Annotated in this window: 13 protein-coding genes; 4 read left to right on the plus strand and 9 right to left on the minus strand. The window is 59.3% G+C overall.

Translation table 11 applies throughout. The annotated features are described in order from the left end of the window. The coding region (locus PLH32_12020) for a hypothetical protein (protein ID HQJ65331.1) at positions 1 to 217 on the plus strand (217 nt) is incomplete at its 5' end. A gap of 38 nt (positions 218 to 255) precedes the next feature. Further along, on the plus strand, positions 256 to 1,581 hold the full coding sequence (locus PLH32_12025) for a PQQ-binding-like beta-propeller repeat protein (protein ID HQJ65332.1): 1,326 nt from the start codon (positions 256 to 258) through the stop codon (positions 1,579 to 1,581). 171 nt (positions 1,582 to 1,752) lie between these two features. Here the strand turns inward: PLH32_12025 and PLH32_12030 are convergent, their stop codons facing one another. From PLH32_12030 to PLH32_12055, 6 genes are all read right to left on the minus strand, one after another. Further along, entirely contained in the window at positions 1,753 to 2,376 is a 624-nt protein-coding gene (locus PLH32_12030) for a cytidylate kinase-like family protein (GenBank protein HQJ65333.1), read from the minus strand. An 11-nt stretch (positions 2,377 to 2,387) separates the two neighbouring features. Beyond that, positions 2,388 to 3,749, minus strand: coding sequence for an MATE family efflux transporter (locus PLH32_12035; protein HQJ65334.1), 1,362 nt, complete (start codon positions 3,747 to 3,749; stop codon positions 2,388 to 2,390). A gap of 109 nt (positions 3,750 to 3,858) precedes the next feature. Then, positions 3,859 to 4,872 carry an SIS domain-containing protein gene (locus PLH32_12040; protein ID HQJ65335.1) on the minus strand — a complete coding sequence of 338 codons (1,014 nt, stop codon included), beginning with the start codon at positions 4,870 to 4,872 and terminating at the stop codon, positions 3,859 to 3,861. 3 nt (positions 4,873 to 4,875) lie between these two features. Beyond that, positions 4,876 to 7,110, minus strand: a complete 2,235-nt coding sequence (locus PLH32_12045) for a DUF4954 family protein (protein ID HQJ65336.1) — start codon at positions 7,108 to 7,110, stop codon at positions 4,876 to 4,878. A 72-nt stretch (positions 7,111 to 7,182) separates the two neighbouring features. Beyond that, a complete protein-coding gene (locus PLH32_12050) occupies positions 7,183 to 7,668 on the minus strand; it encodes a DUF3996 domain-containing protein (protein HQJ65337.1) in 486 nt (161 codons plus the stop codon). Positions 7,669 to 7,865: 197 nt separating this feature from the next. Next, the gene (locus PLH32_12055; GenBank protein ID HQJ65338.1) at positions 7,866 to 8,750 is read right to left on the minus strand and encodes a diacylglycerol kinase family lipid kinase; all 885 of its coding nucleotides are present in this window, start codon (positions 8,748 to 8,750) and stop codon (positions 7,866 to 7,868) included. A gap of 257 nt (positions 8,751 to 9,007) precedes the next feature. Between PLH32_12055 and PLH32_12060 the strand changes: the two genes are divergently transcribed. Together PLH32_12060 and PLH32_12065 are read left to right on the plus strand one after the other, a co-directional pair. Continuing rightward, positions 9,008 to 10,450, plus strand: coding sequence for a phospholipase D-like domain-containing protein (locus tag PLH32_12060; protein HQJ65339.1), 1,443 nt, complete (start codon positions 9,008 to 9,010; stop codon positions 10,448 to 10,450). A gap of 1 nt (position 10,451) precedes the next feature. After that, positions 10,452 to 11,432, plus strand: coding sequence for a hypothetical protein (locus PLH32_12065; protein ID HQJ65340.1), 981 nt, complete (start codon positions 10,452 to 10,454; stop codon positions 11,430 to 11,432). Here the strand turns inward: PLH32_12065 and PLH32_12070 are convergent. Genes PLH32_12070 through argJ form a run of 3 tightly spaced genes read right to left on the minus strand, consistent with a single transcriptional unit; the run spans position 11,418 to position 14,685 of the window. Beyond that, complete coding sequence (locus tag PLH32_12070) at positions 11,418 to 12,590, minus strand: aspartate aminotransferase family protein (protein ID HQJ65341.1); 1,173 nt, start codon at positions 12,588 to 12,590, stop codon at positions 11,418 to 11,420. The genes PLH32_12065 and PLH32_12070 overlap by 15 nt on opposite strands. Beyond that, entirely contained in the window at positions 12,583 to 13,461 is an 879-nt protein-coding gene (argB, locus tag PLH32_12075; GenBank protein ID HQJ65342.1) for an acetylglutamate kinase, read from the minus strand. The genes PLH32_12070 and argB overlap by 8 nt, the downstream gene beginning before the upstream one ends. Positions 13,462 to 13,476: 15 nt before the next feature. Continuing rightward, a complete protein-coding gene (gene argJ / locus PLH32_12080) occupies positions 13,477 to 14,685 on the minus strand; it encodes a bifunctional glutamate N-acetyltransferase/amino-acid acetyltransferase ArgJ (protein HQJ65343.1) in 1,209 nt (402 codons plus the stop codon). Between the last annotated feature and the right edge of the window lie 5 nt (positions 14,686 to 14,690).

Here is a 14,690-nt window from a genome sequence, read left to right on the forward strand (position 1 = left end):
CGCTAATCTGCAAACTATCAGGGAAGGATGGCAAGCAAATAAAAACAAATTGTTATATGAAATACAGATTTTAAGCACCGTGGGGTTTGCTGGATCCCGTCGTTTGCTCGCGAACGATCGCGCTGCAGGCTGTTCTGCGCCGATCCACTCCTCCAGCCTGCTGGAAGGAGAAGAACGAGCTCCTGTGGACCTGGATGGATGGCATCACGACCATTGAATTCTCCTTCTATCTTACCTCTTTTCAGGAGAGCGACTATGCTGTATTCAATATTAGAGAAGAGATTCCTGAGGACGGAGATTTCTACTTTTCTATTGATTACACTGCTTGCAGGTGTGCCCGGCTGCCAAAAGGTCAACACTCCCGATGAAGAGGTCAACGAGAATGTACTCTGGACTTTTAAGGCTGCTTCCGAGGCTTACTACGGCTCACCGGCGCTAAGCGAGGACGAGAATACGGTTTATTACGGGACATCATCCGGGATTCTCGCAACCCCGGCTAAAGACAACACCCTTTATGCCCTTAGCACTTCCAATGGAAAAACAAGCTGGAAATATCAGCTTGGATCAAAAGAAGTCCGCTCGACGCCTGCCGTTGGCCCCAACGGGGACATCTCAGTGGTAGCATCCGAGCGATCCCCCAGCGGGATGGACGCGCAGCGGGATATCCTTTATCACTTCTCCCCAGACGGTCGGATGTTGTGGAGCTTTAACATCAATCCCTCTTTCCGGGCTGCCGTCGATGTCGGTCAATCCGCCCCTGCGGTGGCCCGGGATGGCAAGATCTATGTCGCGGCCGGCGGACTCTTCGCCATCAATCCGGACGGCACACTCAAATGGGTGCGTTATTATCCTGCTGCGGAAGATCTCCGCAACGCACCAGTGATCGGCAGGGAGGGGACAGTATTTTTTGTCTACCATAATATTCCACTTACTGCACTTGATCCATCCGATGGGCATACAATTTGGTCCTGTGAACTCGGTGTGAATGACCACGTCTTCGCCTCGCCGGCAATCGCTGCGGATGGCGCTTTGGTGGTCGCCACCAACCCTGGCATAATCTATAAAGTCTCTGCATCGGGGGAACTTTTGTGGTCCTTCTCAACCACTTCGATTGGATATAATTGTACATTGCGTTCTTCACCAGCGATCGATGAAAGAGGCACGATCTATCTTGGAACCAATTCAGGAATTCCTGCCTCGATCTTTCTCGCCCTCAATTCTGATGGAACGGTCAAGTGGACCTTCACACCTGAGAATCTTCCAAAGGATGTCCCCTCCACGCATTTTGATATTTATTCCTCTCCAGCCATTGGTGCAGATGGGACTATTTATTTTGGGCAGGAATTTGGCCGAGTATATGCCCTCGATTCCATGACTGGAGCGGTGCGATCGATAGTCAATGTGGAGACTGGAGTTATCTGGAGCTCACCGGCGCTGAGCAGGATCGGCACACTTTTCATAAATGATATTTCTGGACGTTTGTATGCCATTAAAACCGGCAGCCGTGGTCTTGATTTGCTTGCGCCATGGCCCAAATTCAGACATAATAATCAGAATAGCGGGGAGCAAAATTCTGATTAATCTGCGATCACATTCTGGTAGTCTTGCTGTGACAAGTTTTTGTGTAAATGAACAGGATCGGGTTTTAGGTCGCACAGATTTGCACAAAATTCTGGGCATTTCCGGTCTATGAAAAAGCCCTCGATCACCGAGTGACAGAGGGCTTTTTCATTAACGATAGACTGCACAAGCTTATGCACCGAACTTGATCCGGGCAAACTGGCAGATGAAGGCTGCTGTCTCCTCGATGCCAAGGATGGAGGAGTTGATGCAGAGATGGTAGGACTCCGCCGCGCCCCAGGTTTTCTCGGTGAAATAGTTATAATAGGCTGCCCGCTGCTTGTCGGTTTTGATGATGATCTCCCGCGCCTTTTTCTTTGAGACCTGCTGAATTCCGGCGATGCGTTCGATGCGTTCTTCCATCCCGGCGCAGATGTAAATATTGAGGGCTCGCGGATGGTCCTTGAGGACATAATCGGCGCAGCGGCCGATGAAGACCGCTGACTCCCTGGCGGCCAGATCGCGGATCACACCGCTCTGGATGTTGAAGAGGGTCTCGTTACTCAGGTAATTCCCCGTATAGCCTTCGGCGCGAAAGCTACCATAGAGGTCCATCACGCCGGTAAATAGGCTGCGGCCCCTTTGCTCTTCCGCCTTTTCAAAAAATCTTTTGCCCAGGCCGCTCTCCTTCGCTGCGAGCTCGATCAGCTCGCGGTCATAAAAGGCGATCCCGAGCCGGCTCGCAACCTGTTCGCCGATCAGGCGGCCGCCGCTGCCAAGCTGCCGGCCTAGGGTGATGACATAATTCCCGTTCATGCAACGTCCTTTCACTGGCCAGGTTGTGAAGCCGTATTGAATTTCCTGTATTGCTTGACCAGCAGCCATGCGGCGAGGATGCTCGAGAGCAGATCCGCAGTGGGCATGCTGTACCACACCCCCTTGACACCGAAAAAGTGCGGCAGGATGAGCAGACATGGCAGGAGATAGAGCACCTGCCGAGTCAGCGACATCATGATGGCCTTTCCGGCCATGCCGATGCTCTGGAAAAAGTTGGCGGTGACCATCTGAAACCCGGCGATTGGGAAGAAAATGAACAGGATGCGCATCCCGGGGACCACCAGGTTGACGAGGGCTTCATCGGTGGTAAAGGCAGCCGCGACAGCGTGCGGGAAAAGCTCGCCAATGAGAAATCCGGTCGTCATCACCGCGGTGGCCAACAGGATCGCATGGCGCAGCACCTGGTTCACCCGGCTGAATTGTCCGGCGCCAAAATTATAGCCTGCGATGGGCTGCATCCCCTGGTTGATGCCGAGAACCACCATGGCGAAGAGAAAAGCCACCCGGTTGACGATACCGTAGGCCCCGACATGGAGATCGCCACCATGGCTGATGAGTCCGCGGTTGATCACAATGACAATCACCGAACCGGCCGCGTTCATCAGAAAGGGGGAGAGCCCGATCGCCAGAGAATCCTTGACGATCCGGTATTTCAGACGGAAGGTACCCCAGCGGAGGTGGATGGAATTGCTATGGTCGCTGAAAATCTGGATCTGCCACACCAGCATCATTGCCTGCGCGGTGACGGTGGCGAAGCCGGCGCCGCGAATGCCCCAGTGGAAATGAAAGATGAAGATCCAGGCCAGGATCGCATTGATGATAACCGAGAAAAGGATGGTCCGCATCGCTTTTTTGGGCTGGCCGGTCGCGCGCAGCAGGGCGTTGAGTCCCATGTACATGTGGGTGACCACGTTGCCGGCGGAGATGATCTGCATATACTCCCGCGCATAGGGGAGAGTCTCGCTGCTGGCGCCGAAAAAGCGCAGGATCGGATCGAGAAAGAGAAGGACGAAGAGGGTGTAGGTCCCGCCCAGGATCAGGTTGAGGACGAAGACGTTGCCGAGGATGGCGTTGGCGCTGGCATAATCCTTCTGCCCCAGCCGCAGCGACATCAACGCGGAGGCGCCAACTCCAACCAGCGATCCAAATGCCGCGGAGAGATTCATCAGTGGGAAGGTGATGGCCAACCCCGAGATGGCCAGCGCCCCGACGCCGTGTCCGATAAAGATGCTGTCGGTGATGTTGTACAACGAGGCCGCCGTCATCGCGATCACAGAGGGGATGGCATACTGCACCAGCAAATGCCAGACGTTCTGCGTGCCCAGAGCGGCGGTTTGACGATCATCATTCATGAATGGGCTGCCTTCCTCCTGGAATGGTTGCGTTTCACAGTCAAGTCTTACGCAGAATGATCCGCTCTGCCGCTAGCTCTCGAGCTGCAGGAGCGCCGGGGGACAACAGTTACCCGCTGAATTCGTTTCCTACCTTGCGCGCCCGTACCGGCTTGTCAAGATCGATCCCCAGGGTGAGGCCGGTCTCCACTAGCAAATTCCAACCGGCGCCGAGATAGAGATAGGGATTCATCTCCCCGGCATCCGGTACGAGAATCGTCGGGAAAGGGGTTATACGCGAGGCGATGGCGATCACAGTCAGCCCGACGCCCTGCACCAGCACCTCCCTGAATTTTCCGATCTCCTCCTCGATTGGATCGACTACTATCACCACATCCTCCGGATTCATGACCTCCTCGATACCATGGGCGGCGTAGGTCCCTTCGAGAAAATCCGATTTTTTACGGATGATCTCGTTGGTTTTGAGGGTGAGCTCTTCGGCGACACCATCGTTGTAGCCCGCAAAATAGAGCAGCGGCGCCTTGGCAACTGCTAGGACGAGGGCGGGCGGGATGCGCAGGGTGAGGGCGGTGTGCAGGTGGAGCGCGAGCGCCTCCTGCCAGCCCTCCCGCGGGGGCGTGCCCAGATGCCAAAGCAGCGATTCATAAACGAGCGCCTGTTCCACGACGCTCTTAGTCGCGGCCACAGCGGCCTCTGCACCGCAGCGGAGCAGGAGAGTGTGATCGCAGACCTTCTCTAGAGGAGAGCCGCTCCGGGCGCACAGGGCAAAACGCCGGGTGCCGGATCCCGCCAGTTTGCTAGCGAGCATCACCGCCTCGCGGGTCCGCCCGGAATTGGAGGCGCAAAAAACCGCAAAGCGGCTCAGATCGTACTGGGCCGCCTGCCGTGACCCCTCGGTGACGATGGTCAGATCAAGGCCGCGGGTCAGGGCTTTGCGGATCGCATTCTTGGCCGGGAAAATCCGGCTCGAACCCTCACCGGTCAGCAGCAACCTACCGGCCGCCTGGATCGGTGCGGCTATGGCACGGGTGCATTCGGGATCGAAATTGCGCACCACCGCAAGGGTTTCCATCATCTCACGGACGAGAGCGTAGCGCGAGTAGCGTGGTTCATCCAGATTCATCGTTCAAACCTTTCCGGGATCGGCCTCCGTCGGGTTTCCCATACGTTCCCGAATCACCATAACGCGATTCCTGAACTCCTCAGTCTCTTCGCGCACCAGGTGCACCAAGCTGTTATCCTCCATGGTGCCGACGGTTGCGGCCATCTCCGCATCATTGCGAAAGGTGGCACGGTGGTAGGGATTTTCAAAATCCTTTTGCCGGGAGAGATAGACCTGATCGCAGATCTGTTCCTGAATGCGGACGGCCTCCTCGAGCATCAGCAGCCATGTTTCACGATCCAGGGCCTTCGTGCCGTTCAGGTCGCAGAGTGCCGCCCAGGCATGTCTCTGTTTATCGAGGGGATAGCGATCCCACAGGATGTCGTAACGGCCATGGATCTCCGGCCAGCTCGTGAGCTGGCCGGCGCCGATATCGGCGCGCAGCTGATCGGCATCTGTCTCGGGCATCAGCTGACCGCCAAAGTTGACCCAGTGCGTGATGCGGGGGCCGGCGAGGGATTGCTGCATCGCGGTGAATCCGATCCCGGGATTGGATTCGCAAAAGGCGAGGAGGTTCTTGACGCCGTAATAGAGGATCATCTCCCGGTAGGCGAACCAGGCCTTGCGCGCCTTGAGGATTATGACCTTGCGGTTCGAATGCTCCATCGCCTCACCGAGGATCTCGAGGGAGGCGGTGCGCTCCTCTGCGCCCGCAAGGAGTTCGCGTCCCAGCGCAACCAGCTCCGCCTCCGGGCGGTCTTCCGGTCCACCGGCGGCGCGCAGATGGGCTTTAGCCGTCCAGATCTCGAGCAGCCGCCGGGCGGTAAAGATCTCTTCGATGGTGTCAGGCGCCAGGGCGTCATATTCGATGTGCTGGATCTTGTTGCGGCGCTTGTCGCGGCTCCTGTATTTGTTCGCATTGCGCGCCAGAGCGTACATGTTGTACATCCACCAATAGGCGGGCATCACCTCGAGCCGGTCCTGGGCGGTATTGTTGTTGAGCAGGGCGAAGGGTAGAGGGATATCCAACTCCGCGGGATAATCCGCCTTGGAGAGCAGGGTGAAGGAGGCGAAGCGGCACGAATGTTTGATGCTGGTGCAGAGTCCCGGCCAGAAACCGCGGCCGGCCTGGAGTTCGTTATCGTTGGCGCGGCTGTTATGATTGGAGCCGATGGTCGCTCCGGCGGCGATATTACTCTGCCCCATGACCACGCCGGCGACGAGGAAGGAGTTGTTATGGTGCTGTTCGTGCGCCGGGAAGATCAGGTTGTTGAGCACCTCGCAGCAGGAGATGGTGGAATTGTCGCCGAGGAACGAGTTGATCAGCCGCGCACCGTATTTGAGATTGGAGTTATCGCCGAGGACAAAGCGCACCGCTTTGCAGCCGTAAAAGATGTGACAACCGCAGCCGATGATGCCGTTGACCAGCTCGACACCTTCACCGATCTGGGTGGGTTCCTCGGCGGAGGAGTGGATGGTCAGATTCTTGAGTTTGTTGGCGCCCTTGATATAGCAGTGGGGGCCGATTTGGACGTCCTTGAGGATGAGCGAATTTTTGATGACGCACTGGCTGCCGATCACTCCGTAATAACCGCGATGGGGATCCATGCTTCGCTGGGTGATCTCTTTCAGCTGGTACTGCAGGTTCCGGTCGTCTCGGTACTTGGCCCAGAGCCAGGCATCGGCGGCGATCATGCCGTCGAAGGGGGCGACGCGGCGGCAGCCGGCCTCATTCATCAGGTCGAGCCAGATCCGCACCTCCTCCTTTTCGCCTTCCTTGACAATGCCGTTGCCGAATTTGGCATGGTCGCTGGTGTTCATCTCGTCCACTTTGGAGAGGATGCAGCGATCGCCGATGATGAAATGAGAGAGGTAGCCGACGTTGTGGATGGCGACATCGTCACCGATATCGCAGGCGATGATGATGCTGCCGGTGATGCCGGTAGGGAGGCGCAGGTCGTTGTGCTCGAGCACCTCATTCTGGAGCCGGCCGATGCGCACCAGGCCAAAGAACTGGTTGTTGACCACCAGCGACGGCTCGAACTGGTCGGTGACTAGGATGTCATCCCAACTGCTTGAGGTGTTGTTGTTCTTGACCAGCTGTTCCACTTCCGCGGCGCGCAAATGGCGCCAGCGCTTCAAGGGCCAGAGGGTCTGGAGATTGCGGTAATGGTATTCATCCTGGCCGGCTGGCAGATAGGGATCGGCGACGAAGTTCTTGCCGATCGCCCCCGGCGGCAGAATCGAAACGGTATCCATAGGCAGCCCCCCTGATTAACAGGTAAAAAAAAACCGTCCCGGGAGAGGGACGGCTGCCGGATTAATGACCTTTCAGAACCAGATGCGGAATCCCACCGAGATGGGAAAATAGACGTGAGTAGCCTTGATGCTGGGCGAGAAGGCCAACCCGATCGAAGGCGCAACCTGGAAGAAGGGTTCAATCTTTTTATCGATGAGCATGTTAACGCCCAGGGGGATGCGGACACCACCCTTGACGCTCTTGTCGTCGCCGGTGAAACGGGTGCTCAGGAAAGCGCCTACACCCAAGAACCAGTTGGCATCCGAGTTGCCCATGGCGCTGATCCGGTTGTTGAAGAGCCAGTAATCAGCGGTCAGACCAAGGGTCTTCTCATCGCCAAGGTAATAGCTCAAGGCGAAAACGACCGGCTTTTCGTCGAGCTTCATGTTCAGGGCTATACCGTTGGTGAAGATATCACCGGCGTTGGCATTGTACTGGACACCAATTCCGGCCGCGAAGCCGCCGGTGGCGCTGGTCAGCACAAACGCTGCAACCAGCAGAACCGCACTCTTGTTCATCTTCAATGCTCCTGTCTTGATGGTTCGAGAGAGGAGGTCCGTTTTGCCCCCGCTACAGCAGGTTGAGCCCCCTCGATGAAAGGTTCATAGTCGATTTAAAAATAAGCGCTTAAATTTAGCACGATCTACTCATAAAATCAAGTAATTTTTCGTTTGACCGCTGGAAACCGGCTGGCCGGGTGCAAGACGGGGGCCGGTCATCCGAAGACGCGGATTTTGCCGGGCAGCACCGCAATGGTCATCGGGGTGCTGCCGGCGATCTCGCCATCGGGGGTGAGCGCCTTGGCCGGGATGGTCTTGAAGCTCATGCTTTTGGCGGTGAAATGCTCCACCTCTTTCATCTGAAGGTGCGTTCCCTTGAAAATTTTCGGCAGGGCGGAGAGCAGGCGCAGCCGGGAAACCTTGTTGAGGAGGACGACATCGAGCAGCCCGTCGTCAATCAGGGCATCCGGGGCCATGATCATGTCGCCGCCGGTCTTGCGGCTGTTGCTGATCTCGACGAAGATATTGTCACGCTGATAGAGCCGGCCGTCGATTTCCATCTCGAGGGGATAGGATCGGAGGTTTTTGGTGATGATGAAGACGCCAATGACGTAATTCAGGGCTCCCCAGCGCCGGTAGCTCCAGGCCTTTTGCGCCACGTCAGCGACGAAGCCGAAGCCGAGGATGTTGATGAAGACGAAGCGGCGGTCGCCGCAGGTACACAAGCCGAGGTCCACCGGGCGGGTTTGGCCGGCGAGGATCTTTTGCATAGCGTCGGCGTGTGTGCGGATCGCGAGATCGCGTGAGAAGGAGTTTCCGGTTCCGGCGGGTAGCACCCCGAGCGGCAGTGGCAGTTCCGGATTGCCCTGCATCATGCCGTTAATGACCTCGAAGAGGGTTCCGTCGCCCCCGAGCGCGACGATCCCGTCCCAGGGGCCGTTGACCTCGCGGGCTGCCACTTCGACCAGATGGCCGGGGTATTCGGAAAAGACATTCTCCACGGTGATGCCTTGCTGCTGGAAGCGCTCCAGGGATTTCTGCGCCACGTCCAGCCCGCGGCTGCGGCCGGCCCGGGGATTGGTGAGCATCAGCAGTTTCATTCTTTCTCCTCGTTCGCACATGCTGTCGTACTTTCAGTATACTGATAATCCGGTTGAAATACAAGCCTCTTCCCGCATTTATTCTTCACGGAAGGCCGGTGTGCAGCCATTTTCGCCGGCCGGGTTGCCTGAAAGTGCGGGGGCGCGGTACCACTTTGCCCTTGATTTTATTCGCACGATTAGCTATTTTCGCTTAAGGGTCTGGAACGGGAAGGGAGTGCAAAGGAATCGCTGCTTGTGGAATCATGAGCATCACCATGCATCAAAAGGATCACGCACAGGCTGACCTGGCCGATCTGCGGGTGCTGGCCGGGCACGCGTTTTCGCGCGCCGCGGGGGCGCCCCTGATTCCGGACAACCAGGTCCGGCTGCTCAGGGATGCCGCCGAAAATTATCCCGCCTGGCTCACGGCGATTGCCGCCGCGCAGCGGCATATTCATCTGGAAAGTTATATCCTTTACGACGACGAAACCGGCCGCCGCTTCGCCGAGGCCCTGATGGCCCGAGCGCGGGACGGCGTGCGTGTCCGCCTGATCTACGATTGGTTGGGTGGGGTAGGCAAGAGTTCGCGCAAATTCTGGAGCCGGTTGCGCGCGAGCGGTGTCGATGTGCGCTGTTACAATCCCCCGCGCCTGGATCGCCCACTCGGCTGGATTTCACGCGATCATCGCAAGATGCTCGCGGTGGACGGCGAGGTCGGCTTTGTCTCCGGCCTCTGCATCGGCCGGGCCTGGGAGGGCGTGCCCGCAAAAAGGATCGAACCCTGGCGCGATACCGGGGTGGAGGTGCGCGGACCGGCGGTCGCGGAGATTGAAAAGGCCTTCGCGCAGGTCTGGGCGATGATGGGAGAGCCACTGCCGGCTGCAGAACGCCCCTCGATCATCGGACAACCCCCGGCGGGAACGGCCAGCCTGCGCGTCGTCGCCAATGTGCCCGCCACCGCCGGGCTCTTCCGCCTTGACCAACTGGTCGCAGCCCTCGCACGCAAACGGTTGTGGCTGACCGACGCCTATTATGCCGGCAACACCATGTATGTCCAGGCCCTGCGCGCTGCCGCCCGTGACGGAGTGGAGGTTTGTCTGCTGGTGCCGAATGCCACCGATATTCCGGTCGTCCGCGCCCTTTCACGGGCAGGATACCGCACCCTGCTGGAGGCGGGGGTGCGAGTTTTTGAGTGGAACGGCACCATGCTGCATGCCAAGACCGCGCTCGCCGACGGGATCTGGGCGCGTGTCGGTTCGACTAATCTTAACATCTCGAGCTGGATCGGCAATTGCGAACTCGATGTGGTGGTGGAGGACCAGAACTTTGCCGCCGCGATGGAACGGATGTACCTCGAGGATCTGGATCACGCTACCGAGATTGTGTTATCGCGCAAGCAGAAAGTGCTGGCTCCGGGTGAGCCGGCTCATACCGCGCACGCCGTCGGCAAGGGCAGCGGCAGCGCCGGCCGCGCTGCCGCCGGGGCGGTGCGCATCGGCCACGCGGTTGGCGCCGCAATCACCGGACGCCGTCTCCTCGGACCGGTCGAAGCGCGCCTGATGCTTTTGATCGGTGCGCTCTTCGTCGCCCTGGCCGCTCTCGCTTTCTGGCTGCCGGCGCTGCTGGTCTATCCGGCCATCCTCCTCTTTGCCTGGCTCGGCATCGTGTTGATAGCAAGGGGGTTGCGGTTGATACTCGAAAAAAGACGGAAGGAATAGGATGAAGCGCATCATCCTCGGTATCCATGGCTTGGGCAACAAACCCGCACCCGGGCTGCTGCACGCCTGGTGGCGAAAAAGCCTCTATGAGGGGTTCCGGGCGATCGGCCACCCCCGGCGCGGTATTCCTTTCGAGACCGTCTACTGGGCCGATATCCTGCACCGGACGCCTGAGAGTCCAGCGGTTACCGACACCCGGGACCCGCTTTTCCTGAAAGAGCCCTACCGCCCTTCTCCCGGCCGGTCTTTTGCACGCACCGACCCGGTGAGCCGCAAGATCATCGATCTCCTCGAGAAGCCACTCAAACGGATGGAACTGGACGAGAACGGCGTGGTCTGGAAACATTTCAGCGATCTGGTGCTGCGCAGTTTTTTCCAGGAACTCGAGGCTTATTATGCCAACAGCTTGGAGATCGTCCCGGGGGCGGAGGTAGCCTACCGGGACGTCGTCCGCGCCCGGCTGACCAACAAGCTGCAGGCTCATCGAGGCAAGGAGATCCTGCTGATCGCCCACTCCATGGGCTCGATCATCGCCTATGATGTTCTCACCCTCGCTGTCCCGGAGATCGCCGTTCACACCCTGATCACCATCGGCTCGCCCCTTGGCGTGCCGCTCGTGATGCAAAAAATCCGCCAGGAGCAGAATCTGCCGCGCGGCGCCCGGCTCAGCGTGCCGGAGAATGTTGGTGCCTGGTATAATCTCGCCGATCCCACCGACAAGGTCGCTCTGGACTGCCGGCTGAAGGATGATTTTGCCCCCAACAGCCGCGGCATCAGCGCCACCGATAGTTCAGTCTATAACGATTACGAGATCAATGGCAGCCGAAATCCGCACAAGGTCTACGGGTATCTGCGGACACCGGAACTCGCGCAGCTCTGTTTCGATTTTCTTACGGCAGGCCAGACCACCGGCGCCATCCGCCGCCGCGATTTGCTCTACCGATTCTGGGAGGGCACCCTACGGGTCTCAGGCTTGCGGTAATTCCCCTAAGACTTCGTCCAGCACCGTGATCGCCTGGGCGATTTCGCCCTCCGTGGCGGTAATCGCCGGCATCAGGCGCAGCACATTCCCGTGGGTGCAGTTGATCAGCACTCCCTTTTCGCGGCAGCGCATCACCACCTCCGCACCCTCGCCCTTCAGCACGACTCCCCACATCATTCCCAAGCCGCGCACCTCGGCGATCAGCGCATGGCGCTGTGCCAGCCGCAGCAAGCCGGCCTGAAGCAGGGCACCGGTCTTCGCTGCCCGGTCAAGTAGCCCCTCCGCGGCGATGGTCTGCAACACCGCGACGCCGGCGGCGCAGGCCATGGGATTGCCGCCGAAAGTCGAGCCGTGGCTGCCCGGGCCGAGGATGCCGCAGTGCGCGCGCCCCACCACAAAGGCGCCAATGGCCATGCCGCCGCCCAGGGATTTGGCGAGGGTGAGCACATCGGGCACCACCCCGTAATGCTGCCACGCGAACATCCGGCCGGTGCGGCCGATTCCCGTCTGCACCTCGTCGAGGATCAGCAGGGCGCCGAAGCGGTCGCAGAGCGTCCGCGCGGCGCGCAAATACGCGGGCGTGAGCGGCAGGACGCCGCCTTCGCCCAGGACCGGCTCAAGCAGCACCGCAGCGACCTCGGTGTCCATCAGGCGCTCGAGCATCGGCACATCGTTGGGCTCGCTGTAGACAAAACCGGCGGGAAGGGGATCAAAGCCCTGCTGGTACTCTGGCTGGCCGGTGGCGGCGAGGGTGGCCAGGGTGCGGCCGTGAAAGGAATCCTTCAGGGTGATGATCGTTTTTTTGGTGGCATCGCGCTTGCGCGCCAGCTTGATCGCCCCCTCGTTGGCTTCGGCGCCGCTGTTGCAGAAGAAAACCTGACCGTCGAAACTGCTGGCGACCAGCAGCTGCGCCAGCTTGCCCTGGAGTTCGTTATAATAGACGTTGGGGATGTGCATGATCTTTTCCGCCTGGGCGCGCACCGCTGCAACCACCGACGGATGGCAGTGGCCCAGGTTGCCGGCGCCCCATCCGGGAAAAAAGTCGAGGTATTCGTTGCCAGCGTCATCCCAGACGCGCATTCCCTCGCCCTTGACCAGCGTCAGGGGCACCCGTTTGTAGGTTTGTAGGACGTACTGATCGAAAGTGGACTTATCCATTTTTCAGAATCTCCGTGCCAATGCCTTTGGGAGTGAAGATCTCGAGCAGGAGGGAGTGGCGGCACCTGCCGTCGATAATATGGCCCTTGTTGACCCCGAATTGCAGGGCGGCCAGGCAGGATTGCACCTTGGGGATCATCCCGCCGCTGATGACCCCTTTGGTGATCAGTTCCTCGGCCTGGTCGCGGCTGATGGTGCTGATCAGGGTCTGCTCGTCGCCCTGCTCGCGCAGGATGCCTGGGGTATCGGTCATGTAGACCAGCTTCCAGGCGCCCAGGCTTGAGGCGATCTCTCCGGCCGCCAGATCGCCGTTGATGTTGTAGCTCTGGCCGTCGTCGCCGACGCCAATTGGGGCAATGACCGGAATCCGGCCCGCCTCCAGCAACTCCTTCAGGTACTCGGCGTTGATGAACCGCACCTGGCCGACAAAGCCGATATCGGTTTTGACGCCGTTGACTTCGGGCATGAGCTTGTCCACCTTGATCATTTGCCGGTCGCGGCCGGAGAGACCGACTGCATCGCCCTGCAGGTCATTGAGCAGCGAGACGATCTGGGCATTGATCTTGTGCGCAAGGATATCCTCGACCAGATCCATCGTCTCCTTGTCGGTGACCCGCAGACCATTGACAAAGCGCGGCGGGAGGCCGCGCCGCTTCATGCCGGCGCTGATCGCCGGACCGCCGCCGTGGACGAGCACGGGTTTGATGCCGATGAACTTCATGAAGACAACATCCTGGAGCACCTCGCGCATCGCGGTATCGCTCTCCATGATGCTGCCGCCGAATTTGATGACCATCATCTTGCCGCGGAAGGCCTGCATGTAGGGCAGCGCCTCCATCAAGACCCGGGCCTTTTCGATGTATTTTTCCATGGTAACCCCTGTCCTTCAGGTGTGATATTCGGCATTGATCTTGACGTAATCGTAGGAAAGGTCGCTGGTATAGACCACCGCTGACTGGCCGCCGGTGAAAACATCCAGTTCGATGTCGAGGTCTTTAGGGGCCATCAGCCCCTTCATCTCGCGGCGCGAGAGCATCACCGGATTGCCTTGTGAGAAGATGTAGGTGCCGTTGATCTTGAGATCGGCCCTGGCGGGATCGAAATCAACCCCCACCATCCCGGCGGCCGAAAGCAGCCGGCCCCAGTTGGGATCCTGCCCGAAAAGGGCGGTTTTGACCAGGGGTGAATTGGCCATGCCGAAAGCCATCCGTTTCGCCGCTGCGGCGCTCTCGGCCTGGCCGACGGTGATGGTGACGAACTTGGTCGCCCCCTCGCCGTCGCGGACGATCGCTTTGGCCATGGCCAGCATCAGTGCGTCGAGGGCCGCGGCGAAATACTCCGCCTCGGGCGTCTCCGGCCGGATTTCCGGATTGCCGGCCAGACCGTTTGCCATGATCAGCGCGGTGTCGTTGGTGCTGGTATGGCCGTCGACGGTGATCATGTTGTAGCTTTTATCGACCGCCGCCGTGAAGAGCCGGTCAAGGAGCGCGTGGTCGATCGCCGCATCGCAGGTGACAAAAGCGAGGGTGGTGGCCATGTCGGGCATGATCATCCCCGAACCCTTGGTGATACCGCTCAAGGTCACCGCTTTGCCGCCGATCTCGAGCCGGATGGAAAAGGCTTTTTCCACCGTGTCGGTGGTCAGGATCGCCTCGGCGCAGGCTGCGCCACCCGCGACCGAGAGATGGGCAGCCGCGCGTCCGATCGCCTTGCGCATCTTGGCCATATCAAGATAATGGCCGATGACCCCGGTGCTGGCGGCGAGGATCAGTTCCACGGGGACACCTAAATGTTCGGCCGCGCAGGTGATGGTGTCCTGGACGTCGCGCAGGCCCTGTTCGCCGGTTCCGGCGTTGGCGTTGCCCGAATTGACCACCAGAGCCTGGAGCATATGGCCCGATTTGCCCAGGGCGGCGATGCCGGCAAGGACCGGTGCGGCCTTGACCCGGTTGGTTGTGAATTTGGCAGCGCATCGTGTCGGAACCTGGCTCTTGATCAGACAGAGGTCGCGGCGTTTGCGTTTGAAACCGGCGCGCACAGCGGCAGCGGTAAATCCTTTGGCATCGGTGATCTTGGGATGGTCGAGAAAGTTCATGGGAT

This window comes from bacterium (assembly GCA_035419245.1).
Classification (GTDB): Bacteria; Zhuqueibacterota; Zhuqueibacteria; order Residuimicrobiales; family Residuimicrobiaceae; genus JAKPUX01.

Bases quoted from the DNA above. Each gene is read 5' to 3' on its own strand.
- PLH32_12025 (HQJ65332.1), top strand. From the start codon at position 256: ATGCTGTATTCAATATTAGAGAAGAGATTCCTGAGGACGGAGATTTCT.
- PLH32_12030 (HQJ65333.1), bottom strand. From the start codon at position 2,376: ATGAACGGGAATTATGTCATCACCCTAGGCCGGCAGCTTGGCAGCGGC.
- PLH32_12035 (HQJ65334.1), bottom strand. From the start codon at position 3,749: ATGAATGATGATCGTCAAACCGCCGCTCTGGGCACGCAGAACGTCTGG.
- PLH32_12040 (HQJ65335.1), bottom strand. From the start codon at position 4,872: ATGAATCTGGATGAACCACGCTACTCGCGCTACGCTCTCGTCCGTGAG.
- PLH32_12045 (HQJ65336.1), bottom strand. From the start codon at position 7,110: ATGGATACCGTTTCGATTCTGCCGCCGGGGGCGATCGGCAAGAACTTC.
- PLH32_12050 (HQJ65337.1), bottom strand. From the start codon at position 7,668: ATGAACAAGAGTGCGGTTCTGCTGGTTGCAGCGTTTGTGCTGACCAGC.
- PLH32_12055 (HQJ65338.1), bottom strand. From the start codon at position 8,750: ATGAAACTGCTGATGCTCACCAATCCCCGGGCCGGCCGCAGCCGCGGG.
- PLH32_12060 (HQJ65339.1), top strand. From the start codon at position 9,008: ATGCATCAAAAGGATCACGCACAGGCTGACCTGGCCGATCTGCGGGTG.
- PLH32_12065 (HQJ65340.1), top strand. From the start codon at position 10,452: ATGAAGCGCATCATCCTCGGTATCCATGGCTTGGGCAACAAACCCGCA.
- PLH32_12070 (HQJ65341.1), bottom strand. From the start codon at position 12,590: ATGGATAAGTCCACTTTCGATCAGTACGTCCTACAAACCTACAAACGG.
- argB (HQJ65342.1), bottom strand. From the start codon at position 13,461: ATGGAAAAATACATCGAAAAGGCCCGGGTCTTGATGGAGGCGCTGCCC.
- argJ (HQJ65343.1), bottom strand. From the start codon at position 14,685: ATGAACTTTCTCGACCATCCCAAGATCACCGATGCCAAAGGATTTACC.